Below are 25,147 nucleotides of genomic sequence, written 5' to 3'. Positions count from 1 at the left end.
CCGCCCGCTCCAACGGACCAAAAAACGACCTTTCCTGCAGGTCCTGGTCAAAACCATCACGCCATCCCCAGCGCGCTTCGCTATACTGCGCCGCTGCGTTCCCCCCTGAACGAACACTGACCGAAAAGGAAGTTCTGTCATGCAATGGGTTTTGCTGGTGGTGGGCCTTGGTGCGGTGGGGTATCTGGCCGAGGATCTGCTTTATCCCTGGGTGAACGGCCCCTTCGCGATCGTTCTTGGCCTGGGGGCATGGCTGAGCGTTCGCTTGTCCAGGCTGCACAAGGAGTCGGCAGCGCAACGTCAGCAACTGGACGCAGCACAGCAACACATCGAGTCCTTGCAGCAACGCATGACTCGCCTGGAATTTCCCTCCGCCTCCCCGACCCGCGAGGCCGAACCTGCATTGACCCCGGCACCACTGCCGGACGATGCCGTGATCGTCGCAACCGCTTCCGACGGGCCAGAATTGATCTGGGATTTGCCGGATGAAGCCCAGGATCACGCCCAATGGTCGCAACCCGCAGCACCTTTGAGCCGCGCCCAGGCCACTGAGCCTGCACCCGAATCAGAACCGACCGGCCCGAACCCGCTCGATCAAGCCCTGCAAAAGGCGCAGGACTGGTTACTGGGTGGCAATACCGTGTTGCGGGTCGGCGTGGTCTTGTTGTTTCTGGGTCTGGCTTTTCTGCTGCGGTATGCCACCGAAGGCATGGTGGTGCCGATTGAAGCCCGCTACGCCGGGGTTGCCGCCAGCGCGCTGGCCTTGCTCGGCCTGGGCTGGTGGCTGAGGCAGCGCAACGAGCCTTTCGCACTGATGATGCAAGGCGCGGGCATCGGCGTGTTGTACCTGACGGTGATCGCTGCGATGAAGGTCCATGGCCTGCTGGATCCGGCGCTGGGTTTTGCGCTGCTGGTGGCAGCCACGGCTTTTTCCGCGATGCTGGCGATCAATCAGAACGCCCTGTCTTTAGCCTGTGCGGCGGCACTGGGCGGCTTTGCAGCGCCTATTCTGGCGTCGACCGGACAAGGCAGCCACGTCACGCTGTTCAGCTACTTCGCCTTGCTCAATGCCGGCATTTTCGCCATCGCCTGGTTCAAGGCCTGGCGCTTGCTCAACCTGATCGGATTCTTCGGCACCTTCGGCATCGGCTTCGCCTGGGGTTTGCGTTCTTACACCCCGGAGTTGTTCTGGACCACCGAGCCTTTCCTGGTGCTGTTCTTTTTAATGTATCTGGCCATCGGCCTGCTGTTCGCACGTCGCACGCTGCAAGCCGTGCCCGGCGAGTCCGAGGACGACAGTCGTGAAGCCATGCTGCGCTGGTCCCGCCGCCAGGGTGATTATGTGGACGGCACCCTGCTGTTCGGCACGCCCATCGCAGGTTTCGGGTTGCAGTACGCAATCATGCAAACCCTCGAACTGGGTGCGGCGTTCAGCGCCCTGGCGCTGGGCTTGCTGTACATGGGAATCGCCCGTTTGCTGAGCGGTCGGGCACCGGGACGCGCCTTGCTGCTGGTGGAAACCTGTCTGGCATTGGGGGTGGTTTTCGCGACGCTGGCGATTCCACTCGGCCTGGATGCGCAATGGACAACGTGCGCCTGGGCAATCGAAGGCGCAGCGGTGTTCTGGCTCGGCATGCGCCAGCAACGCCTGCTGGCGCGGATCTTCGGGTTGCTGTTGCAAACCGCTGCCGGGCTGGTTTTTCTCGATCCGATGAGCATCTGGGATTCGCCCCTGTCGACCGGCGTCGACTTCTGGACGCCGATGATCATCGCCGTGGCCGCGTTGATCAGTGCCCTGTTGACGCACCGCCTCCAAGTGTCCGGCCCACTCAAGAGCAACTATCTGTCGCCCCTGCTGATCATCTGGGGTGGCGGCTGGTGGGGTGTGTCGTTGCTCGTCGTCGTTCTGCGGTTTAGCAGCAACGCGGGCACCTGGGTGCTCTTGCTCGCTGCGGCCAGCGTTGCACTCTGGACGATCATCGCCCTGCGCCTGCGCTGGCCAGCACTGGCGACGCTGACACTGGCGCTGACACCGGTCAGCGGCGTGCAAATGATGTTGATCTGGCTACTGAACACTCACCTGTTCGCCGAATGGGCCTGGCTGGGCTGGCTCGCAGTACTCGCGGCCCACTTGATGTCGTTGCGTCTATTGGCCGACATGCTGCCCGTCAAGGCCCGCAGCCTGGCGCATGTATTGGGTTGCTGGCTGGTGCTCAGCGTATTGGCGCTGGAATTGAGTTACGCCATGCAGCAGGCGTCAGACTATTACAACGCCTGGCGCTGGCTCGGTTGGGCGGTGCTGCCGAGTCTTTACCTGCTGGCGATGACCTCGCCGCGCAGCTGGCCATGGCCGATTGACGCCTATGCAAAGGAATACCGCGTGTGGGCCGCCGCGCCCCTGGCGTTGTTGATGCTGATCTGGTTCTGGCTGGCCAATGCCTTCAGCGATGGCGCCGCCGATCCGCTGCCGTACATACCTCTGCTCAATCCGCTGGAGCTGGGTCTGCTGCTCGCCTTGACAGGCGTGTTTATCTGGACGCGCAACCAACTGCCGCAACTGGGCGTGACCGAACACCATGCACAACGATTGGCCCAGGTGGCCGCTGGCGCGTCTCTGTTCATGTTGTTGAGCGCCATGGTCACGCGCAGTGCTCACCACTGGGGCGGCGTGCCGTGGGATATCAACGATCTGCTCGAGTCGATGCAGGTTCAGGCTGGGTTATCCATCGTCTGGACACTGATGGCATTGGCTCTGATGATCGGCGGGCATGTGCGCGGCAGACGCGAAGTCTGGATCGCTGGCGCAGTCCTGATCGGCGTCGTGGTCGCCAAACTGTTCTTCGTGGAACTGAGCAATCGAGGTGGCATGGCCCGCATCGTGTCATTCATCGGTGTTGGTGTTTTGCTATTGGTGGTGGGATATTTCGCTCCACTACCGCCGAAAATTCCGGCAACGAGTAAAGAAGGCTCTCTCAATCCAGAGCCGAATACTCCATGAGGGTCGCGTTCGTGAGTTGTCAGCTGCTGCTTAAAACTGTCGCGCTGGGTGCAGCGTTGTTCGCCACAACGCTGGCCAGCGCTCAGGACAACCTGGGCGACTTTGCCAGTCAGACTCCCCTGAAGCTGACCGGCGAAGGCCCTTGGTACCGCGTTGACTTGCCGTTAAGCGTACAGCTGAATTCGCGCCAGAACGCCCTGGGTGACGTGCGCGTGTTCAACAGTGAGGGCCAGGTGCAGGCTTATGCCCTGACCCAGAGCCAGAGCCTGCCCGAGGCCAATCGACCGTCCACTGCCGTGAAGGTGTTCCCGCTCTACAGCACCGCCGACAGCCCCGACGTTGCGCCGGGCATCCGCGTTCAGCGCACGGCCAGCGGGACAGTGGTCGAAGTGCAGCCGCAAAGTGATATCGAAGCGGGCGAAGAAGTGCTGCGCGGCTGGCTGCTGGACACCAGCGGGATAAAACAGGCGCTGGAAACTCTGACCATCGACTGGAGCACCGAGCATGAAGGCTTCCAGCGTTTCAGCATCGAAGCCAGCGACGACCTGCAACACTGGCAAGCCTGGGGCGATGGGCAAGTAGCGCGTCTTTCCTTCGCTGACGAACTGGTCGAGCAGCGCGAAGTCGCTTTGCCCGGCCGCACGGCGCGCTATCTGCGTCTGCTGTGGAATCCGCCGCAAACCGCGCCGAATATCACCTCCGCGCAGGTACACAGCACCAGCACCGAACGCCCGGAAGTACCGTTGACCTGGTCATCGCCGGTCAGCGGCAGTGTCGAAAAGCCCGGGGTATACCTGTGGCAACTGCCCACCGGTCTGCCCGTCGAGCGCTTGAAGTTTGATATTGCCCAGGCCAACAGCCTGGCGCCTGGCACGCTGTTCGGACGGCGCAACGGTCAAGATCCCTGGCAGCCCGTGAGCAGCGGCTTGCTGTATCGCCTGACGCAAAACGGGCAAGACGTGGTGCAGGATGAACTGCTGCTGCCCGGCCGACGGGTCAGCCAACTGAGGCTGGAAGTCGACGAGCGCGGCGGCGGGCTGGGCAACGAAGCGCCGCAGGTGCGCTATGCCGTCAGCGCGACGCAACTGGTGTTTCTGGCCCGAGGCAATGGACCGTTCATCCTGGCCAGTGGCAATCCGGCCGCTAAAGCCGCCGACCTGCCACTGGGCACGCTCATCCCCGATTACAGCGTGCAAAAAATGAACACCCTGAGCAGAGCAGAACCGGCCAGCGTGCCGGTCATCGTGGCTGCACCACCCGAATCAGCCTCCGACAGCATTGACTGGAAACGCATCGGTCTGTGGGCGGTTCTGGTGTGCGGCGTGGCCTTTCTGGGCTGGATGGCGGCCAGCACGCTTCGGGCTTCAGCGCCGAAATCGTGATACCCGCGGCCCGCAGGAGCGCATGCCCGCGACTGGAGGTGTCAGGCGACGACAGGTCGTCTGCATTGACGCTATCGCGCACCTGCGGTTTGTGGTTTGCCGCCCACCACTTCCCGGCAATTTCCAGCTACGCTCATCTGACACGTGAACTCAATGGGTGCTAACCCAGTCTTATGGGCAGTATTACGTCCCCACTCGCGCTAAACTGCGCGGGTTTTTATCCCCCCTATTCGGAGCTCTCCATGTCCCGCGTTACCCTGAGTCGCTATTTGATTGAGCAGACCCGCAGCAACAACACTCCTGCCGATCTGCGTTTCCTGATCGAAGTGGTGGCGCGTGCATGCAAGGAAATCAGCCACGCTGTTTCCAAAGGCGCGCTAGGCGGCGTACTCGGCAGTGAAGGCACCGAGAACGTGCAGGGCGAAGTTCAGAAGAAGCTCGACGTGATCTCCAACGAAATCCTGCTGGAAGCCAACGAGTGGGGCGGTCACCTGGCTGGCATGGCGTCCGAAGAAATGGACAATGCCTACCAGATCCCGGGCAAATACCCTAAAGGCGCCTATCTGCTGGTTTTCGACCCACTGGACGGTTCGTCCAACATCGATATCAACGCGCCGGTCGGCACCATTTTCTCGGTACTGCGTTGCCCGAACGAATACCTGAGCCAGAACGAAGCCCTGAACGAAAAAGCCTTCCTGCAGCCAGGCACCGAGCAGGTCGCCGCCGGTTATGCCATTTACGGCCCGCAGACCATGCTGGTACTGACCCTGGGTGATGGCGTCAAAGGCTTCACCCTGGACCGTGAAATGGGCAGCTTCGTGCTGACCCACGAAGACATCATGATCCCGGAATCCACTCAGGAATTCGCGATCAACATGTCCAACCAGCGTCACTGGGAAGCGCCGGTACAACGCTATGTGGGCGAGCTGCTGGCGGGCGAAGATGGCCCGCTGAAAAAGAACTACAACATGCGCTGGGTCGCCGCGATGGTCGGCGACGTGCACCGCATCCTGACCCGTGGCGGCATGTTCATGTACCCGCGCGACAGCCGCGAGCCGTCCAAGCCGGGCAAACTGCGCCTGATGTATGAAGCCAACCCGATGTCGTTTCTGGTCGAGCAAGCGGGCGGCGCGTCCACCGATGGCAACCAACGCATCCTCGACATCCAGCCTGAAGGCCTGCACCAGCGTGTAGCGGTGTTCCTGGGTTCCAAGGAAGAAGTCGCGCGCGCAACGGCGTACCACAAGGAATAAACCATGATTGCCCCTTGGCTGCCCTTGCTGGAGTGGTGGTTCGGTTGTGCCGAAAGCCCCACTGAAGTGGTGCAGGCCAAGGGCAAGCTCTGGTTTGGCAAGAAAAAAGCCCAGGACACCGAAGCCCTCGCCCGCTTCGGTGATCTGGTCGACAAGGCATTGGCCGGCGGCTTGAACGAATGGGTGGAAAACCCGGACGGCTGGCTGGCGCTGGTGCTGTTGCTCGATCAACTGCCGCGCATGATTTATCGTGACACGCCAAAAGCGTTTGCCGGTGACGCCCGCGCCCAGGCACTCGTAAAGCATGGCTTGAAACTGGGCCGGGACACATCGCTCGATCCGCTGCAGCGCACGTTCATTTATCTGGTCCTGGAACACAGCGAGAACATCGACGCGCAAAATCAGGCCGTCGCTCGTTTCACCGAGCTGCTTCCCCTGCTGCCCGCCACCGACCGCGACTACTTCAACGAAAGCCTCGACTATGCCGAGCGCCACCAGACAATCATCGCCCGCTTCGGCCGTTTCCCGCACCGCAACAAGATCCTCGGCCGCCCTTCGACGGATGAAGAAATCACGTTTTTGAAGCAGCGTGGGTCGAGTTTCTAGTCCCGGAACGACGATCCTGTGCAGGCGCGAATTTATTCGCGAAAAACCCGAACACACGTGGCAATATCCACTGGCACACCGACGCCTTCCCGGATAAATCCGGTCCCACGGTATGGACGCGTTCAAACCGGGATCGATTCACCCGCCAAGGGAACCAGACCTGCCTTTTCTCTTCTAAGCTATCGGCACTGCGCCAGCCTTTGTCCGCCGGACCGATGCTGCGACGTTGCCCCCCTTCTGTTCAGGAGCTTCATCCATGTCTCTGCGCTCTCTCGCATTGTTGTCGTTTTGCGTATTGCTGGCCGCTTGCAGCAAAGTCACTCAGGAAAATTACTCGAAGCTGTCCGCAGGCATGCCCAAGGCTCAGGTTGAGAGCTTGCTGGGCAGCCCGACCGAGTGCTCCGGCGCACTGGGCATGTCCAGCTGCACCTGGGGCGACAAAGACAGCTTTATCAGCGTGCAATACGCCGCCGACAAAGTGGTGCTGTTTTCGGGCCAGGGCCTGAAATAAGTCATGATCAAACTACTCATGCGTTTTGGGCTGGTGCTCATGGCAGGTTTCCTGACCATTGGTTTTGCCCATTCGGCTGACACGCTGGAGCCAAAGACCGTCGACAAGGTCGATCTGACCCAGTACCAGGGCACCTGGTACGAGCTTGCGCGTCTGCCGATGTTCTTCCAGCGCAATTGCGCCCAGTCCGAAGCGCATTATTTGCTCAAGGATGACGGCAACGTTGGCGTCACCAATCGCTGCCGGACAATCGAAGGCCAATGGAATGAAGCGACGGGCACTGCGTCGCCGCAAGTTCCGGGCAAGACCGACAAGCTGTGGGTGGTCTTCGACAACTGGTTTTCGCGACTGCTGCCGGGCGTCGCCAAAGGTGATTACTGGGTGCTCTACATCGGCGACGGTTACAAGACCGCCGTGGTGGGCAATCCCGATCGCAAGTACCTGTGGCTGCTGTCCCGCACGCCCACCGTGTCGGACGCCACCCGGGCCGAACTGCTCAGCAAGGCCCAGCAACAAGGCTACGACACCACCAAACTGATCTGGCGGGTCGACGATTCAAAGATTGGCAAAGCTGAAAAGTAATTTGCTGATCCAGGGATTTTGGTGTGGGTTGGGTGTGTCTATCCGGCATTGGCGTAACGCCGCCAATGCCGCTGATACCACCGCTGCTTCATCTGAACTGATCGTGGGACCGGCTTTAGCCGGGAAGAGGTCGGTACATCCGCTGCGTGTTCATCACGACAAAATGCCGGCTGTTGTGTCTGGACGACGAGGGATTTTCCTGCTGAATCACCCCAACAACGCCCGCAATACCTGAGCAAACTCGCGATTGCTTTGCTCTTCCCCGGCATGGCGCCCGTCACGCACAACCCATTGGCCGTTGACCATGACGTCCCGGACCTGTCGATCGCCGCCTGCAAACAACCAGCGGTTGAGAATCCCGTCGCCTGCCGCCGTGGCGATGTAGGGATCATCGCCGTCCAGCACCAGCCAGTCCGCGCGTTGCCCCACCTGTAACTGCCCGACGGGCTGCCCCAGGGCTTGCGCGCCACCCGCCAGCGCCGCGTCATAAAGCGTCCGGCCTACCATGGGCTGATCAGGGCGATAAAGCCGATTGCGGCGCTGGTCCCGCAAACGCTGTCCATATTCCAGCCAACGCAGTTCCTCAACGACACTGAGCGAAACGTGGCTGTCCGATCCAATCCCCCAGCGCCCTCCCTGTGCCGCGTAATCAACGGAGGGGAAAATCCCGTCGCCCAGGTTCGCTTCCGTGGTCAGGCAAAGGCCCGCCACTGCGCCGCTGCGGGCCATCAGCGCGACCTCGTCCGGCTCGGCATGAGTGGCATGGACCAGACACCAGCGTTCATCCACAGGCACGTTTTCATACAGCCATTGCAGCGGCCGCCGCCCGCTCCAGGCCAGGCAGTCATTGACTTCCTTCTCCTGCTCGGCAATGTGGATATGCACAGGGCATTGCGATTCACTGGCGGCCAGGACTTCGCTGATCTGCTGCGGCGTGACGGCGCGCAATGAGTGAAAGCACAGCCCCAGGCGTTGCGCGGGTTGTTTCGCCAACAATGGCTCCAGGCACCTCTGCAAATCCAGATAGCTGTCGGTGCTGTGGATAAAACGCCGCTGACCTTCGTTCGGTGCCAGCCCGCCGAATCCGGAATGGCTGTACAGCACAGGCAACAACGTCAGACCGATACCCGCGTCGCTGGCCGCCTGGCTGATCTGAAGTGCCAGCTCGGCAGGGTCGGCATAGGGCTTGCCGGTGGTGTCCTGATGCACGTAGTGAAACTCAGCCACCGAGGTGTACCCGCCTTTAAGCATCTCGATGTACAACTGCCGCGCAATAACGCCCAGTTGCTGCGGGCTGATCTGCCCGACCACGCGGTACATGAGATCGCGCCAGGTCCAGAAGCTGTCATTGAGGTTGCCCGCCACTTCGGCCAGACCGGCCATCGCCCGCTGGAATGCGTGGGAATGCAGGTTCGGCATACCAGCCAGCACCGGCCCCTTCAGCCGCTCGGCGTCCTGAGCCTCGGCGTCAGCGGTGACCCGCGTAACGAAGCCGTTATTGACCTCGATACGTACGTTGTTGGCCCAACCACTGGACAATAAGGCACGCTCGGCAAAAAAGGCGGACATGGGTCGGCATTCCGTAAAAAATGATTTGTATATACATATACAGACGTTTATGTGCCGGGTAAACGTCGGCACGCTTGCCGCCGGGCCGGTTAGTGGTTAGCGTGGGCACACTTACAAACGGTCGCTGCGCCGCCCATACCGCCTCGACAAGACCATTGATCACAAGGATTGCCCCGTGCCGACTCCGCCTGCCATTTCCCCGCTGGCCGCCCAGATGGGTGACAGTCCGGCCCCGCTGTACGCCAGAGTCAAGCACATGATCGCCCAACAGATCCAGAATGGAACCTGGGCGCCCCATCATCGCGTGCCGTCGGAAAGCGAACTGGTCACTCAATTAGGCTTCAGCCGCATGACCATCAACCGCGCCTTGCGTGAGCTGACCGCAGAAGGCCTGCTGGTCCGAATGCAGGGCGTAGGCACCTTCGTTGCAGAGCCCAAGAGCCAGTCAGCGCTGTTTGAAATCCATAACATTGCCGATGAAATTGCCGCGCGGGGTCACCGCCACAGTTGCAGGGTCATCCTTCTGAATGAAGAAGCCGCTGGCTCGGAACGCGCCCTGGCGCTGGACATGCGTGAAGGCCAGCGGGTGTTTCATTCCCTCATCGTGCATTTCGAAAACGACTTGCCGGTGCAAATCGAAGACCGTTTCGTCAATGCGCTGGTCGCGCCGGACTACCTCAAGCAGGATTTCACTCTGCAAACGCCCTACGCCTACCTGTCACAGGTTGCCCCGCTGACGGAAGGCGAACACGTGGTCGAGGCGATTCTGGCCGAGCCCGACGAATGCAAACTGCTGCAAATCGAGGCCGGTGAGCCCTGCCTGCTGATCCGCCGTCGTACCTGGTCGGGCCGCCAGCCGGTGACGGCGGCACGGTTGATTCATCCCGGTTCCCGCCACCGCCTGGAAGGACGCTTCAGCAAATGACCCGACTGACTGTTCTGCGCGCCACCGATTACTCCCGCATGCCGTGGAAAAACGGCGGCGGCAGTACCGAAGAAATCACCCGCGATACCGGGACGGGTCTTGAAAGCTTCGGCTGGCGCCTGTCCATTGCCGACATCGCACAATCCGGAGATTTCTCGGTGTTTGCCGGATACCAGCGGATCATTACCGTGCTGCAAGGTGCGGGCATGACACTGAATGTGGACGGCGCACTGACCGAACCGTTGCTCCCCGGCGATCCTTTTGCGTTCAGCGGCGACAGCCAGGTCAGTTGCCATCTGATTGAGGGCGCGATTCGCGACTTCAACCTGATCTATGCCCCTGATCGCTACCGCGTCAGCCTTAAATGGATAGACGTATTGCAGCCGCAACGCCTGTTCACCTCGGCGCACACGCTGCTGCTGTTCAGCATCGCCCAGCAAATGGCGGCCAACATGGGCGCGCATCCGCCACAGGTGCTGGAAAAATACGACTGCCTGCAACTGGACAACGAAACTGGCGGATTGCAGGAAGTCGTGCTCTATGCGCCCAAGGCCAGTCGGTGTTGTTTGATCGAGCTAAGCCGGATCTGATTCGATGCCGCCGGGTTCAGAGCTGGCGGCGATTGCCGGTGTGATCCTGCGGCGCAGCAATGCGTGCAGACACTGAAAAAATTATTTCACAGCACTGCATCCAGATTGATGGTTCGCGGGTAGTACAGGTAAGCAGCCGGTCTGGCTGCCCAGCGAATACCCACTCTGGAGACATCTGCATGAACGCAAAACGCTTGCTCTGCCTGTCCGGCGCCGCCCTGGCGTTCACTTGCCTGACACCGGCTGCCTTCGCTCAAAGTCATCTGCCGGAAACGATCCAAGTACCGGCCGGCCATACCGTCAGCCTGGAAACCACCGGCGTTGGCGAGATCACCTACGAATGCCGCGCCAAAGCCAACCAGCCTGATGAAATGGAGTGGGCGTTTGTCGGCCCCAATGCAGTGCTCAATGACCGCAGCGGCAAGCAGGTCGGCACTTACTATGGCCCGCCCGCCACATGGCAAGCCAAGGACGGCTCCAAAGTGACCGGCGCACAATTGGCGGTGTCCCCGGCCGGGGCTGGCAACATTCCGTATCAATTGGTCAAAGCCAACCCGGCTGAAGGCCAAGGTGCCATGAGCGGGGTTGCTTACATCCAGCGGGTCGCCATCAAAGGCGGCGTGGCCCCCGCCATCGCGTGCTCAGCCAGCAATAAGGGCGACAGGAAAATCGTGAAATATCAGGCCGATTACATCTTCTGGGCGGCGAAATAACTCAAGCCACCCAAACGGGTGCCGCGCAGGAACTGAGCTATGCTCCTGCGCGGGCTCGCCGGCTGAAAGCGGGCGCACACGTGCACTGCGGATGGCGTATCAACTTGTCTTCACAAGAATCCCTTTTTGATTATGAAGCCACACTCGATGCCTGCGCCCGAGGCGAGCGGCAGGCGCTCGAGCGGCTGTATGAACAGGAAAGCGCCAGGTTGCTGGGCGTTGCGCAACGACTGGTACGCGACAGCGCCCTGGCGCAGGACATCGTGCATGACAGCTTTATCAGAATCTGGACCCGCGCCGGGAGCTTCGACGCGAGCCGAGGCTCGGCCCGTGGCTGGATCTTCAGCATCACCCGCAACCTGGCCTTGAACACGATCCGGGACAGTGCCCGCGACGTCCAGAGCGATGACGATGAGCAAACCCTCGAATCACAAGCGACTCTGGAAGGCTGGAACGAAACCGTGGACAGCTTCGACTGGCGAGTCAATCCGGGTCGTATCGAGTTCTGCCTGGAGCAACTGGAGCCCGTGCGCCGAAACTGCGTGTTCCACGCTTATGTAGACGGTTATTCCCATCAGGAAATAGCCCGAAAGATCGGCGCCCCACTGGGCACCGTCAAAGCCTGGATCAAGCGCAGCCTGACCACGTTACGGGAGTGCATCGGATGAGCAACAGCCCGGACAATGATCCCCACGACCCGATTCAGGAGTTGGCGGGCGAATATGTATTGGGCACCTTGCCCGCCGAACGTCGCCGAGAGGTGCAGCGCCGACTTGAGCACGAGCCAGCCTTGCGCGCCGCCGTCGATGCCTGGGAAGAACGTCTGCTGCCGCTGACTGAATTGGCCGAACCGGTGACGCCGCCGCAGCGACTCTGGTTACGCATCGAGCGCAGCATCGGCGAACGGGTTGTCCCGGTCGAATCGACAGGACGCAAGCTCCAACGCGGATGGCAAAGCCTCTCGCTTTGGCGCGGGCTGGCCGGGGCCGGTCTTGCCGCCTCGCTGGTGCTGGGCATGACACTGCTCATGCGCCCTGCCAATCCGACCCCATCCTATCTCGTCGTGCTCGTGGGCCCTCAGGACAAAGCGCCCGGCTGGGTGATTCAGGCCGGCAATAGCCGGGAAATCCAGCTGATACCTCTGGGCATTACCGAAGTACCGGCCGACAAGGCGCTGGAGTTCTGGACCAAGGCCGACAGCTGGCAAGGCCCGGTCTCCCTTGGCCTGGTCAAACCGGGCGAAACACTGCATGTGCCGCTGGATAAACTCCCGCCGCTGCAGCCGAACCAACTGTTCGAGCTGACGCTGGAAAAATCCACCGGCTCGCCCATTGGCAAACCCACCGGTCCTATCCAGTTCATTGGCCGCGCGGTCAAAGTCATCTGACGAAAGTGCGCCCCGCTTTGTTACCAAGCGCCCCGAAAAGAAGCATCGATCTGCTTCGGTAACAGCCCGGCCCCCTCACATCGCGCACCTCGCCACATTCCCGTCAGGCCCGAGAAACGGGCCTTCCCGCGCTTTTTCTCCCGCCTTCAGGACTGAAAATCAAAATTGGTCCTTCAATTGCATATGCTTGTATGTACAAGTAAAGCCAAGCGTCTCGAATGACCCTTGCTACAGTCAAACGAAACCTTCGCCGCCTTACCCATTTGCCTGCTCACCGCCTGATGGCGGGGCTGGATTGATCGCTGAGGAGTTCTGTCGTGACCGAGAATAACCAACACTGGACCCGCTACCGTGACGTCGAAGTGCGGGCCGCCCGTGGCACCCAACTGACCGCCAAGAGCTGGATGACCGAAGCACCGCTGCGCATGCTGATGAACAACCTCGACCCTGAAGTCGCCGAGAACCCTAAAGAGCTGGTGGTTTACGGTGGCATTGGCCGGGCAGCGCGCAATTGGGAGTGTTACGACAAAATCGTCGAAAGCCTGACCCACCTGAATGACGACGAAACCCTGCTGATTCAATCCGGCAAGCCGGTGGGCGTGTTCAAAACCCACAGCAATGCGCCTCGCGTGCTGATCGCCAACTCCAATCTGGTGCCCCACTGGGCCAGTTGGGAGCACTTCAACGAACTGGATGCCAAGGGTCTGGCCATGTATGGCCAGATGACCGCCGGCAGCTGGATCTACATCGGCAGCCAGGGCATTGTGCAAGGCACGTACGAAACCTTCGTCGAAGCCGGTCGCCAGCATTACAACGGCAGCCTCAAAGGCAAATGGGTCCTGACCGCAGGCCTGGGTGGTATGGGCGGCGCGCAACCGCTGGCCGCAGGCATGGCCGGTGCCAGCTCGTTGAACATCGAATGCCAGCAGAGCCGCATCGACTTCCGCCTCAAGACCCGTTACGTCGACGAGCAAGCCGTCGACCTGGACGACGCCCTGGCGCGCATCGCCAAATACACAGCGCAAGGCAAGGCGATTTCCATTGCGCTGTGCGGCAATGCCGCCGAAATCCTCCCGGAAATGGTACGTCGTGGCGTGCGGCCGGACATGGTGACCGACCAGACCAGCGCCCACGACCCGCTCAATGGCTACTTGCCCAAAGGCTGGACCTGGGACGAATACCGCGCCCGCTCCCTGAGCGAACCGGCTGCGGTGGTGAAGGCCGCCAAACAATCCATGGCCGTGCACGTCGAAGCCATGCTGGCGTTCCAGAAGATGGGCATTCCGACCTTTGACTACGGCAACAACATTCGTCAGATGGCCAAAGAAGAAGGCGTGGAAAACGCCTTCGACTTCCCGGGTTTCGTTCCCGCTTACATTCGTCCGTTGTTCTGCCGTGGCGTAGGACCGTTCCGTTGGGCGGCCCTGTCCGGCGACCCGGAAGATATCTACAAGACAGACGCCAAGGTCAAGGAGCTGATCCCGGATGACGCTCATTTGCACAACTGGCTGAACATGGCGCGTGAACGCATTGCCTTCCAGGGTTTGCCGGCACGCATCTGCTGGGTCGGCCTGGGCCAGCGAGCCATGCTGGGGCTGGCGTTCAACGAGATGGTACGCAGCGGTGAATTGTCTGCTCCAGTCGTCATCGGGCGCGACCATCTGGACTCCGGCTCCGTGGCCAGTCCGAACCGGGAAACCGAATCCATGCAGGACGGCTCCGACGCCGTTTCCGACTGGCCATTGCTCAACGCCCTGCTCAACACCGCCAGCGGCGCGACCTGGGTTTCGCTGCACCACGGCGGCGGCGTCGGCATGGGTTTCTCCCAGCATTCGGGCATGGTGATTGTGTGCGACGGCAGCGACGAAGCCGCCGAGCGCATCGCCCGCGTCCTGCACAACGACCCTGCCACAGGCGTGATGCGCCACGCCGATGCCGGTTATCAAATCGCCATCGACTGCGCCAACGAGAAAGGCTTGAACCTGCCGATGGTGGGCAACTGATAGTAGGTAACTGATTAGTAGGTAACTAAGGCCTATGGACAGGGCCTGTTGGAGCGAGACTTACCCGCGAAGAACGATGACAGGGTGTTTCAGGGTTATCGCGTGGACTGCATCGCGGGCAAAGCCTCGCTCCAACAACATCTCCATCGCTCGACGTGCAGTGCAATGAACCGATCACCACAAAGGACCGTCAAGTGTCCTGTTATCAGAGCCAAGCTTGTTTGATCTGGAAGCTGCCCAATCCAATCCCATTCGCGAGGAGCGTCACACGATGAAGACCAAAAAGGCACTGCTGTCCACGTTGATTTCAGTGGGAATGCTCACTGCCGCCGGGGCAAGCCAGGCCGCCAGTTGGTGCGAGTCCGGTAAGCCGGTGAAATTTGCGGGTTTGAACTGGGAAAGCGCAATGCTGCTGACCGACGTTCTGCAGGTCGTTTTGAATAAGGGCTATGGCTGTGAAGTCGACAGCCTGCCGGGCAATTCCATCACCATGGAAAACGCCCTGAGCACCAATGACATTCAGGTTTTCGCCGAGGAGTGGGTGGGCCGCAGTGAAGTCTGGAACAAGGCCGAGAAGGCGGGGAAAGTGGTCGGTGTCGGCGCGCCGGTCAAAGGCGCGGTGGAAGGCTGGTACGTGCCGCGTTATGTGATCGAAGGCGATGCCAAGCGCAAGCTGGAAGCCAAAGCACCCAACCTCAAGTCCATCAGCGACCTGGCCCAGTATTCGACCCTGTTCAAAGATGCTGAAGAGCCGGACAAAGGCCGTTTCTATAACTGCCCGGCCGGTTGGACCTGCGAGCTGGAAAACTCCGAGATGCTCAAGAGCTACGGACTGGAAGGCAAATACACCAACTTCCGCCCAGGCACCGGGCCTGCGCTGGACGCAGCTATTCTGTCCAGCTACAAACGTGGCGAGCCGATCCTGACCTATTACTGGTCGCCAACGCCGTTGATGGGCCAGGTGGACATGGTGCGTCTTGACGAAAAAGCAGGCGTCAACAAGACCATCGACATCAAGGTCGGCCTGTCCAAAGTCTTCTACGACGAGGCACCCGAGCTGGTGGCCGTGATGGAAAAGGTCAATATCCCGATTGATCTGCTGAACCAGAACCTGGCCCGCATGACCAAGGATCGCATCGAATCGCCGAAGCTGGCGAAGATCTTCCTCAAGGAACATCCTGAAGTCTGGCACGCCTGGGTCAGCGAAGAAGCCGCCAGGAAGGTGGATGCTTCGTTGTAATCGAGAAAATCCGCGAGAAATCGGGCCCCTGTAGGAGCGCAGCTTGCTCGCGATTCGGTGTAGCAGTCGAAGAATCGGCTGACTGACCTGACGCTATCGCGAGCAAGCTGCGCTCCTACAGAGAGCCCATTTCAAACCGGGCGAGATGGCTGTTTGAAAAGTCGAGACCACCCTTATGTTCCCCGAAAGCTTTACCTTCTCTATCGCCAATTGGGTCAATGACTGGGTCGACAAGCTGGTGACCAACTATGGCGATGTGTTCCGGCACATTTCCGACACCTTGCTCTGGGCCATTGTTCGACTGGAAAGCCTGCTGCGCATCGCGCCGTGGTGGTTGCTGCTGGCCATTGTCGGAGGCATCGCCTGGCACGCGACCCGCAAATGGACCACCACCGCCGTCATCGTCGGCCTGCTGTTCCTGGTGGGCGCGGTCGGCCTGTGGGACAAGCTGATGCAGACCCTGGCGTTGATGCTGGTCGCGACCTTGATCTCGGTGATCATCGGCATCCCGTTGGGCATTCTGTCAGCGCGCAGCAATCGCCTGCGCTCGTTCCTCATGCCGCTGCTGGACATCATGCAGACCATGCCCAGCTTCGTTTACCTGATCCCGGTCCTGATGCTGTTCGGCCTGGGCAAGGTTCCGGCGATTTTCGCGACAGTGATCTACGCCGCACCGCCATTGATTCGTCTGACCGATCTGGGCATCCGACAAGTGGACGGCGAAGTGATGGAGGCGATCAATGCCTTTGGCGCCAATCGTTGGCAGCAACTGTTTGGCGTGCAACTGCCCCTGGCGCTGCCGAGCATCATGGCCGGCATCAACCAGACCACGATGATGGCCCTGTCGATGGTGGTGATCGCGTCAATGATCGGTGCCCGAGGATTGGGCGAAGACGTGCTGGTCGGGATTCAGACACTCAACGTCGGGCGCGGGCTGGAAGCCGGTCTGGCCATCGTGATTCTGGCGGTGGTGATCGACCGTATCACTCAGGCGTATGGCCGTCCACGGCATGAGGCGAACAAATAATGAGCGTCGAACCCAATAAAATCGTGGCCAGGAACGTCTACAAAATCTTCGGCAACCGCGCTCAGGACGCTCTGAAACTGGTGCGCCAGAACCAGAGCAAGGATCAGGTGCTGGCCCAGACCGGCTGCGTGGTGGGCGTCAACGACCTGTCGCTGTCCATTGGCAGTGGCGAGATTTTCGTGATCATGGGCCTTTCCGGCTCCGGCAAGTCCACGCTGGTGCGCCATTTCAACCGGTTGATTGACCCCACCAGCGGCGAAATCCTCGTCGATGGCGAGAATATTCTGACCTACGACATGGAAGCCCTGCGCCAATTCCGTCGTCACAAAATCAGCATGGTGTTCCAGAGCTTCGGCCTGCTGCCCCACAAAACCGTGCAGGACAATGTGGCCTACGGCCTGAAAGTACGGGGCGAAAGCAAAGCGTATTGCATCGAGCGCGCACACCACTGGATCAGCACCGTGGGCCTCCAGGGCTACGAGAAAAAATACCCGCATCAGCTGTCTGGCGGTATGCGCCAGCGGGTGGGCCTGGCCCGAGCCTTGGCGGCGGACACCGACATCATCCTGATGGACGAAGCCTTCAGCGCCCTTGACCCGTTGATTCGCGCCGAGATGCAGGACCAACTGCTGGAACTGCAAAGCGCACTGAAGAAAACCATCGTGTTCATCACCCACGACCTGGATGAAGCGGTGCGCATTGGCAACCGCATCGCGATCCTCAAGGATGGCCGGTTGATTCAGGTCGGCACCCCCAAGGAAATTCTTCACTCACCCGCTGATGAATACGTTGATCGTTTCGTGCAGCGCCGTGCGGTCATTGTGTAAGGACGGTCGAGATGTCGCCAGTTGAAGAAATCGTAATCGGCGAAGGCCCGCTGCGTTGGCAGGACGTGGTTGCCGTGGCTCGCGATGGCGCGCAATTGGCGCTCTCGGCCAGCGCCTGGGCACGGATCGATAACGCCCAGGCCATTGTCGAGTGCATCGTTGCCAGCGGCGAACGTGCCTATGGCGTGAACACCGGGCTGGGGGCGCTGTGCAACGTTTCGCTGCACGGCGAGCAGTTGAGCCAGTTGTCGCGCAATACCCTGCTCAGCCATGCGTGCGGCGTCGGCGCCCCGCTGCCCGACGAACAGACCCGCGCCATCCTGTGCGCCGCGATCATGAACTACAGCCAGGGCAAGTCCGGCCTGCATCGACAAGTGGTGCAAGCCCTGCTGGCGCTGCTCAATCGGCAGATCACTCCGCAAGTGCCTTCTCAGGGCTCTGTCGGTTACCTGACGCACATGGCGCACATCGGCATCGCGTTGCTGGGGGTGGGCAACGTGAGTTATCGAGGCCACGTCATGCCTGCGCTACAGGCTTTGGACGCTGAAGGGCTGAGCCCGGTGGTGCTGGGCGCGAAGGACGGTTTGTGCCTGGTCAACGGTACGCCCTGCATGACGGGGCTGAGCTGCCTGGCCATCGCCGACGCGCAACGCCTGACGCAATGGGCCGATGTCATCGGAGCCATGAGTTTCGAGGCCCTGCGCGGGCAACTCGACGCGTTCGATGCCGAGATCATTGCCCTCAAGCCGCATCCTGGCATGCAGAGGGTGGGCAGCAACCTGCGCGGGTTGCTGGATGGCAGCGAAGTGCTGGCCGACAGTCAGGGCATCCGCACGCAGGACGCGCTGAGCATCCGTTCAATCCCGCAGGTACACGGTGCGACGCGGGATCAACTGGACCATGCAACCCGACAGATCGAAATCGAACTCAACTCCGCCACCGACAACCCGTTGTTGTTGGGCACACCCGACGCGTATCGCGTGGTGTCCCAGGCTAACCCCCATGGCCAGTCCGTGGCGATGGCGGCGGACTTGCTGGCCATTGCCGTGGCCGAACTGGGCTCCATCGCCGAGCGCCGTCTGGATCGCCTGATCAACCCGGCCGTCAGCGGTTTGCCAGCGTTTCTGGTCAGCCAGCCGGGAGTCAACTCCGGGATGATGATCGTCCAGTACGTCGCAGCCTCGCTGTGCGCGGAAAACCGGCAACTGGCGCAACCGGCGGTCACCGACAACTACGTGACGTCCGGCCTGCAAGAGGACCACCTGAGCATGGGCACCAATGCCGCCCTCAAACTGCACCGGGTGCTGGACAACGCCACACAGATTCTGGCCATCGAATACCTGCTCGCAGCCCAGGCGTTCGAATTCCTCAAGGGCCAACGCTTCGGCGTGGGCACCGACGCCGCGTGGCGGTTGCTGCGCGAACACGTGCCCGCCTATGACGAAGACCGCTGGCTGGCCCCGGACATCGGCGCCAGTGCGGCGGTGCTGCGCAGTGAAGCGTTGTTGGAGACGGTGTATCGCAGTTGCCGCAACGTATCGGCCGTTAACACCGTTGGAGCGAGGCTCGCCCGCGAATACGACGGCACAGACGCGACGAATGTGTCGGATGTATCGGCCCCTTCGCGGGCAAGCCTCGCTCCAACGAAAAGCATTGATGTCGACCTCAAGACGTATAGACATCCGTGACACCGGATGTCAGCCAGGCGACACATGACACGTCGGTGATTCGGCCAAACGCCGTCCAGCGGTTATCCTTGCCGCCCTGAGCACCTGGCAGTTCGCTGGAGAGAACGGAATTGAATCGCAAATGACGTCACAACAAGGTTTGAAACGCGGGCTGTCGGCCCGGCACATTCGCTTCATGGCCCTGGGATCAGCCATCGGCACCGGGCTGTTCTACGGCTCGGCATCAGCCATCCACATGGCCGGACCCGCCGTTCTGCTTGCCTACATCATCGGCGGCGCAGCGGTGTTCATGGTCATGCGTGCCTTGGGTGAAATGGCGGTACACAACCCGGTGGCCGGCTCGTTCAGCGAATACGCCACCACCTATTTAGGCCCGATGGCAGGCTTCGTCCTGGGCTGGACCTATGCCTTTGAGATGATCATCGTCTGCCTGGCGGACGTCACCGCATTCGGCATTTACATGGGTTTCTGGTTCCCGGATGTCCCGCGCTGGGTCTGGGTGCTGGGCATTGTGTTCCTCATTGGCGCACTGAACCTGTGCAACGTGAAGGTCTTCGGCGAAACCGAATTCTGGCTGTCGCTACTCAAGGTCAGCGCGATCGTGGCGATGATCTTGGCCGGGGCCGGCCTGTTGCTGTTTGGCGTCAACCTGTCCGGCTCAGAGTCACCACCCAGTCTCAGCAACCTGTGGAGCCACGGCGGCTTCATGCCTAATGGCGTCGGTGGACTTATCGCCTGTTTTGCGGTGGTGATGTTCGCGTTCGGCGGCATCGAAATCATCGGCATCACGGCGGGCGAAGCCAAGGATCCGCAACACACGATCCCCAGCGCCATCAACGCGGTGCCGCTGCGCATCCTGCTGTTTTACGTGCTGACGCTGTTCGTCCTCATGTCGCTGCTCCCGTGGTCGCAGATCACCCGGGAAAACAGCCCGTTCGTGCAGATTTTCTCGAGCCTGGGCATTCCGTGGGCGGCCGCGCTGCTTAACGTCGTGGTGATTTCCGCCGCTGTTTCGGCCATCAACAGCGATATCTTCGGCGCGGGCCGGATCATGTATGGCCTTTCGCAGCACGGCCAGGCCCCCAAGAGCTTTTCCCGACTGTCCGAACAAGGCGTGCCATGGATGACCGTGGTGGTCATGGGCATCGCTTTGCTGGGCGGCGTGATCCTCAATTACCTGATCCCGGAAAACGTCTTCCTGCTGATCGCCTCACTGGCCACTTTCGCCACGGTCTGGGTCTGGCTGATGATCCTGCTGACGCAGGTGGCCATGCGCCGCACCATGAGCCGCGAAGACGTCGCACAACTGAAATTCCCGGTGCCGTTCTGGCCCGCCGCGCCCGCCGCCGCCATCGTCTTCATGCTGTTCATCTTTGGCGTGCTGGGTTATTTCCCGGACAACCGCGCAGCGCTGATCGTCGGCGCGGTCTGGGTCGTGTTGCTGGTGAGCGCCTATCACCTGTGGATAAAACCCGGCGTTGCCATTCAAAAGAACATACCCCCCACTCAATAGCCTCGGAGACCCGAATGAAAACGCTCTGGAAGCACTGTCATGTCGCGAGCATGGCCCACGGTAAATACTCGATCATCGAGCATGCCGCCATCGTGACCTCTGGAGCGTGTATCGACTGGATCGGGCCGCTGGCTGATCTCGTGGGAGAGGCGGATATTGACAGCGTCGTCGACCTCAACGGCGCCTGGGTGACGCCGGGGCTGATCGACTGCCACACCCATACCGTGTTCGGCGGCAATCGCAGCGGTGAGTTCGAGCAGCGTCTGCAAGGCGTGAGCTACGCCGAAATCGCTGCGGCCGGAGGCGGTATTGCCAGCACCGTGCGCGCCACCCGAGCAGCCAGCGAAGACGACCTGTACGCCAGCGCGGAAAAGCGTCTGCGGCATTTGCTCAAGGACGGCGTGACCACGGTGGAAATGAAATCCGGCTACGGTCTGGATCTGGCCAACGAGCGTAAATTGCTGCGAGTCATCCGGCGCCTGGGCAATACGCTGCCGGTCACGGTGCGCAGTACCTGCCTGGCCGCTCATGCGCTGCCGCCAGAATACACGGACCGCGCCGACGATTACATCAGCCACATTTGCAGCGAAATGCTGCCGGCGCTGGCCGAGGAAGGTCTGGTCGACGCCGTGGATGCGTTCTGCGAACACCTGGGGTTTTCCCCGGCCCAGGTCGAGCAGGTGTTCATCACCGCGGGCCAGTTGGGTTTGCCGGTCAAACTGCACGCCGAGCAACTGTCGGCCCTGGCCGGTTCCAGTCTGGCGGCGCGCTATCACGCGCTGTCGGCAGACCATCTGGAGTTCATGACCGAAGCCGACGCCATGGCCATGGGCGCGGCCGGAACCGTCGCGGTTCTGCTACCCGGCGCGTATTACTTTCTGCGCGAAACCCAGCTGCCGCCCATGGATGCCCTGCGCAAGCACGGTGTTGCTATCGCCATCGCCAGCGACCTGAACCCCGGCACCTCCCCCGCGCTGTCACTGCGCCTGATGCTGAACATGGCCTGCACGCTGTTCCGCATGACACCGGAAGAAGCCCTCGCGGGCGTGACCCTCAACGCCGCCAAGGCACTCGGCATGAGCGATACCCACGGCTCGCTGGAAGTCGGCAAGGTGGCGGATTTCGTGGCCTGGGACATCGAGCGGCCGGCCGACCTGGCGTATTGGCTGGGCGGCGATCTGGACAAACGCATCGTGCGCCACGGTGTCGAATCCCTGATTTAAGGAGAGACGGATGGACAACGTTCTGACATTTTCTCGCGGCCGCGTTCCGCTGTTGATCAGCATGCCCCACGCCGGGCTGAACCTGACGACAGCGGTCAAAGAGGGCCTTGTGGATGAGGCGCTGAGCCTGCCGGACACCGACTGGCACATCCCGCAGCTCTACGACTTCGCGGCCGAGCTGGGTGCCAGCACCCTGGCGGCTGAGTACTCGCGGTTCGTTATCGACCTCAATCGCCCGTCCGACGACAAACCGCTGTACGCCGGCGCGACCACCGGGCTGTTCCCGTCGATCCTGTTCGATGGCGTGCCGCTGTTCAAACCAGGCCAGGAGCCGAGCCGCGAAGAGCGTGCGACTTATCTGGAACAGATCTGGACGCCGTACCACCAAACCTTGCAGCAGGAACTGGCGAGGCTGCGGGACGAATTCGGCTATGCGCTGTTGTTTGATGCCCACTCGATTCGCGGACATATCCCACATCTGTTCGAAGGCCGCCTGCCCGACTTCAACCTTGGCACCTTCAATGGCGCGAGTTGCGACGCGGAACTGGCGCAACGGTTGGAAGCCACGTGCGCCAAAGCGACCGACTACAGCCATGTGCTCAACGGGCGCTTCAAGGGCGGCCACATCACTCGACACTACGGGAGTCCGGCCGACAACATTCACGCCGTGCAACTGGAGCTGACCCAAAGCACCTATATGGAAGAGTGTGTGCCCTTCCATTACCGGCCTGATCTGGCGGGGCCCACGCGGGTGGTGTTGAAGCAGTTGCTGGAAGCGATGATTGCGTGGGGGAACGCTAAATACGGTAGGTAATTGTCGGAACGAGGCTCGCTGCTTACTTTTTAAGCAACCGCAACCCGTTGAACACCACCAGCAAACTCACGCCCATATCGGCAAACACTGCCATCCACATGGTCGCCATGCCGGCAAAGGTAACGACCAGAAAAATCGCCTTGATCACCAGCGCGAGCATGATGTTCTGCTTCAGGATCGCTGAAGTGCGGCGTGACAACTGAATGAATGCCGGGATCTTGCGCAGATCGTCGTCCATCAGGGCGACATCAGCGGTTTCAATCGCGGTGTCGGTACCCGCAGCGGCCATGGCGAAACCGATTTCGGCCCGTGCCAGAGCCGGCGCGTCGTTGATCCCGTCGCCCACCATGCCGACCCGATGACCCTGGGCGTACAGCGCCTCTATCGCCTGCAGCTTGTCATCCGGCATCAAGTTGCCCTGAGCCTGATCAATGCCCACCTGTGCCGCAATCGCCTGCGCGGTGTGCGGGTTATCGCCGGTCAGCATCAGGGTTTTCACGCCCAGCTTGTGCAACTGTTCAATGGCCTCGCGGCTGCTGTCCTTGACGGTGTCCGCCACGGCAAACAACGCCATAGGGCCGCTGCTATCCAGCAGCAACACCACGCTTTTGCCTTGTTGTTCCAGCCTGTCGAGCTGCGCTTCCAGCTCTGGCGAACACAGGCCCAGCTCTTCCACCAAGCGGTGGTTGCCCAAGTGGTACACCTGGCCATTGATCTCGCCGCGCACACCACGGCCGGCCAGGGCTTGCAGCGCCAACACCTCATGCAACGTCAGGCTCTTCTCGGCCGCCTGGGAAATGGCTTGTGAAACCGGATGGTCGGAGCGCCCTGACAAGCTGGCGACGATGGCCGGAACGCTGTCGGCAGCAGATTCCCTGAGCAGGATATAGTCGGTCTGGACCGGCTTGCCGTGGGTAATGGTCCCGGTTTTGTCGAGGGCCAGATAATCCAGCTTCTGGCCCATCTCCAGATAAACGCCGCCCTTGATCAGGATCCCTTTGCGCGCCGCCGCCGCCAGCCCGCTGACGATGGTCACCGGCGTGGAAATCACCAGCGCACATGGGCACGCCACCACCAGCAAGACCAGTGCACGATAGATCCAGTCGAACCATACCGCGCCCATGAACAGCGGCGGGATGATCGCCACGGCCAAGGCCAGCAGGAACACGGCCGGAGTGTAGATACGGGAAAAGCTGTCGACGAAACACTGGGTCGGCGCCCGTGCGCCCTGGGCTGCTTCCACCGCATGGATAATCCGGGCCAGCGTGGAGTTGTTGGCTGCCGCCGTGACCTTGTATTCCAGCGAGCCCGACTGATTGATGGTGCCCGCAAATACTTTGTCGCCTTCAGCCTTCTCCACTGGCAGGCTTTCACCGGTAATCGGTGCCTGATCAATGGTGGAGTTGCCGGAAACCACCTCGCCGTCCAGCGCAATGCGCTCGCCTGGCTTAACCCGCACGATGGCACCTATTTCGATGTTTTTGGCTTCCAACTCCAGCCATTGCCCATCAGCCTGCCGCACCGTGGCCACTTCAGGTGTGAGCTGCAACAGCCCGCCGATGGCGTTGCGGGCGCGATCCAGGGATTTGGCCTCGATCAATTCGGCCACGGTAAACAGGAACATCACCATGGCCGCTTCCGGCCATTGGCCGATCAGCACGGCACCGGTCACGGCGATGCTCATCAGCGCGTTGATATTCAGGTTGAAGTTCTTGAGGGCAATCCAGCCTTTTTTGTAAGTGCCCAACCCGCCGCTGAGAATCGCCACCAGGGCGACCAGCGCCACCACCCAGTTCGGTGCCAGCTCGGCAAAATGAATCACTTCTGAAGCGAGTGCCGCGACACCCGACAACGCCAGCGGCCACCACGGTTTTTTTGCAGGCGGCACGGCTACGGTGTCGGAATTCCCACCCTCTTCAATCGGCTCGGCCTGCATGCCCAACGACGAAATGGCTTCGCGAATCGGGTCTGTTGTCGGCAGTTCGTGCCAGACGCCGAGCATGCGATTGATCAAATTGAATTCGAGCTTCTGCACGCCCGCCAGCTTGCCCAGCTTGTTCTGGATCAACGTCTGCTCGGTAGGGCAATCCATCTGCTCGATACGGAACTGGCTCAGCCGACTGCCTGATGCAGGCGCCTCACCAAAGGTGACCACCGCTGGCGCTGCCTCGGAAGAACAGCAGGTGTGCGTGTGCGCGGCGTGATCGTGGGTGTCATGGCCATGATCGTGCGCCGAAGGGTCGTGTGCGGCATGATCATGTGTCGGTTTGATAGGGGTCGCTTGGCTCATGGTCCA

At 61.0% G+C, this 25,147-nt stretch carries 21 protein-coding genes; 19 read left to right on the top strand and 2 right to left on the bottom strand.

Annotated features, from left to right (window positions below; genetic code table 11):
* The first annotated feature begins 139 nt into the window (after positions 1-139).
* From ACP7B0_RS15380 to ACP7B0_RS15355, 6 genes are all read left to right on the top strand, one after another.
* Positions 140-2,998 (top strand): DUF2339 domain-containing protein, encoded by a 2,859-nt coding sequence (locus ACP7B0_RS15380; protein WP_426142264.1) that lies wholly within the window; start codon positions 140-142, stop codon positions 2,996-2,998.
* The gene (locus ACP7B0_RS15375) at positions 2,995-4,380 is read left to right on the top strand and encodes a DUF3999 domain-containing protein (RefSeq protein WP_426142263.1); all 1,386 of its coding nucleotides are present in this window, start codon (positions 2,995-2,997) and stop codon (positions 4,378-4,380) included. Before ACP7B0_RS15380 ends, ACP7B0_RS15375 begins: the two co-directional genes overlap by 4 nt.
* 242 nt (positions 4,381-4,622) lie before the next feature.
* Positions 4,623-5,633: a class 1 fructose-bisphosphatase gene (locus tag ACP7B0_RS15370; protein WP_426142262.1), complete on the top strand. Its 1,011-nt coding sequence runs from the start codon at positions 4,623-4,625 to the stop codon at positions 5,631-5,633.
* A 3-nt stretch (positions 5,634-5,636) separates the two neighbouring features.
* Positions 5,637-6,239: a DUF924 family protein gene (locus ACP7B0_RS15365; protein ID WP_426142261.1), complete on the top strand. Its 603-nt coding sequence runs from the start codon at positions 5,637-5,639 to the stop codon at positions 6,237-6,239.
* A gap of 256 nt (positions 6,240-6,495) precedes the next feature.
* Positions 6,496-6,750 (top strand): outer membrane protein assembly factor BamE domain-containing protein, encoded by a 255-nt coding sequence (gene bamE / locus ACP7B0_RS15360; RefSeq protein ID WP_426142260.1) that lies wholly within the window; start codon positions 6,496-6,498, stop codon positions 6,748-6,750.
* A 3-nt stretch (positions 6,751-6,753) separates the two neighbouring features.
* A complete protein-coding gene (locus ACP7B0_RS15355) occupies positions 6,754-7,332 on the top strand; it encodes a lipocalin family protein (protein WP_426142259.1) in 579 nt (192 codons plus the stop codon).
* 207 nt (positions 7,333-7,539) lie between these two features.
* Here the strand turns inward: ACP7B0_RS15355 and ACP7B0_RS15350 are convergent, their stop codons facing one another.
* Positions 7,540-8,901 (bottom strand): formimidoylglutamate deiminase, encoded by a 1,362-nt coding sequence (locus ACP7B0_RS15350; protein WP_426142258.1) that lies wholly within the window; start codon positions 8,899-8,901, stop codon positions 7,540-7,542.
* A 214-nt stretch (positions 8,902-9,115) separates the two neighbouring features.
* Here ACP7B0_RS15350 and hutC point away from each other — a divergent pair, with 214 nt between their 5' ends.
* The 13 genes from hutC to hutG all read left to right on the top strand — a co-directional run bounded on the left by hutC (position 9,116) and on the right by hutG (position 22,851).
* Positions 9,116-9,826: a histidine utilization repressor gene (gene hutC, locus ACP7B0_RS15345; protein ID WP_426142385.1), complete on the top strand. Its 711-nt coding sequence runs from the start codon at positions 9,116-9,118 to the stop codon at positions 9,824-9,826.
* Positions 9,823-10,416 carry a HutD/Ves family protein gene (locus tag ACP7B0_RS15340; RefSeq protein WP_426142257.1) on the top strand — a complete coding sequence of 198 codons (594 nt, stop codon included), beginning with the start codon at positions 9,823-9,825 and terminating at the stop codon, positions 10,414-10,416. The genes hutC and ACP7B0_RS15340 overlap by 4 nt, the downstream gene beginning before the upstream one ends.
* A gap of 179 nt (positions 10,417-10,595) precedes the next feature.
* Positions 10,596-11,129, top strand: coding sequence for a DUF3455 domain-containing protein (locus tag ACP7B0_RS15335; protein WP_426142256.1), 534 nt, complete (start codon positions 10,596-10,598; stop codon positions 11,127-11,129).
* A 104-nt stretch (positions 11,130-11,233) separates the two neighbouring features.
* Positions 11,234-11,797, top strand: a complete 564-nt coding sequence (locus ACP7B0_RS15330; RefSeq protein WP_426142255.1) for a sigma-70 family RNA polymerase sigma factor — start codon at positions 11,234-11,236, stop codon at positions 11,795-11,797.
* Positions 11,794-12,516, top strand: a complete 723-nt coding sequence (locus ACP7B0_RS15325) for an anti-sigma factor (RefSeq protein ID WP_426142254.1) — start codon at positions 11,794-11,796, stop codon at positions 12,514-12,516. The genes ACP7B0_RS15330 and ACP7B0_RS15325 overlap by 4 nt, the downstream gene beginning before the upstream one ends.
* A 317-nt stretch (positions 12,517-12,833) precedes the next feature.
* Complete coding sequence (hutU, locus tag ACP7B0_RS15320) at positions 12,834-14,519, top strand: urocanate hydratase (RefSeq protein ID WP_426142253.1); 1,686 nt, start codon at positions 12,834-12,836, stop codon at positions 14,517-14,519.
* A gap of 271 nt (positions 14,520-14,790) precedes the next feature.
* On the top strand, positions 14,791-15,759 hold the full coding sequence (locus ACP7B0_RS15315) for an ABC transporter substrate-binding protein (RefSeq protein ID WP_426142252.1): 969 nt from the start codon (positions 14,791-14,793) through the stop codon (positions 15,757-15,759).
* 175 nt (positions 15,760-15,934) lie between these two features.
* Positions 15,935-16,786: an ABC transporter permease gene (locus ACP7B0_RS15310; protein WP_426142251.1), complete on the top strand. Its 852-nt coding sequence runs from the start codon at positions 15,935-15,937 to the stop codon at positions 16,784-16,786.
* A complete protein-coding gene (locus tag ACP7B0_RS15305) occupies positions 16,786-17,613 on the top strand; it encodes a quaternary amine ABC transporter ATP-binding protein (protein WP_426142250.1) in 828 nt (275 codons plus the stop codon). Before ACP7B0_RS15310 ends, ACP7B0_RS15305 begins: the two co-directional genes overlap by 1 nt.
* An 11-nt stretch (positions 17,614-17,624) precedes the next feature.
* Positions 17,625-19,301: a histidine ammonia-lyase gene (hutH, locus tag ACP7B0_RS15300; RefSeq protein WP_426142249.1), complete on the top strand. Its 1,677-nt coding sequence runs from the start codon at positions 17,625-17,627 to the stop codon at positions 19,299-19,301.
* A gap of 121 nt (positions 19,302-19,422) precedes the next feature.
* Positions 19,423-20,814, top strand: coding sequence for an amino acid permease (locus ACP7B0_RS15295; protein ID WP_426142248.1), 1,392 nt, complete (start codon positions 19,423-19,425; stop codon positions 20,812-20,814).
* Between the two features lie 14 nt (positions 20,815-20,828).
* Complete coding sequence (hutI, locus tag ACP7B0_RS15290) at positions 20,829-22,037, top strand: imidazolonepropionase (protein WP_426142247.1); 1,209 nt, start codon at positions 20,829-20,831, stop codon at positions 22,035-22,037.
* A gap of 10 nt (positions 22,038-22,047) precedes the next feature.
* On the top strand, positions 22,048-22,851 hold the full coding sequence (hutG, locus tag ACP7B0_RS15285) for an N-formylglutamate deformylase (protein ID WP_426142246.1): 804 nt from the start codon (positions 22,048-22,050) through the stop codon (positions 22,849-22,851).
* Positions 22,852-22,873: 22 nt separating this feature from the next.
* Here the strand turns inward: hutG and ACP7B0_RS15280 are convergent, their stop codons facing one another.
* Positions 22,874-25,141 (bottom strand): heavy metal translocating P-type ATPase, encoded by a 2,268-nt coding sequence (locus tag ACP7B0_RS15280; protein WP_426142245.1) that lies wholly within the window; start codon positions 25,139-25,141, stop codon positions 22,874-22,876.
* Positions 25,142-25,147: the final 6 nt, after the last annotated feature.

Origin of the sequence: Pseudomonas sp. DWP3-1-2 (genome assembly GCF_049896285.1) — a bacterium.
GTDB lineage: Bacteria > Pseudomonadota > Gammaproteobacteria > Pseudomonadales > Pseudomonadaceae > Aquipseudomonas.
This window is presented reverse-complemented; position numbering and strand designations above follow the sequence as displayed.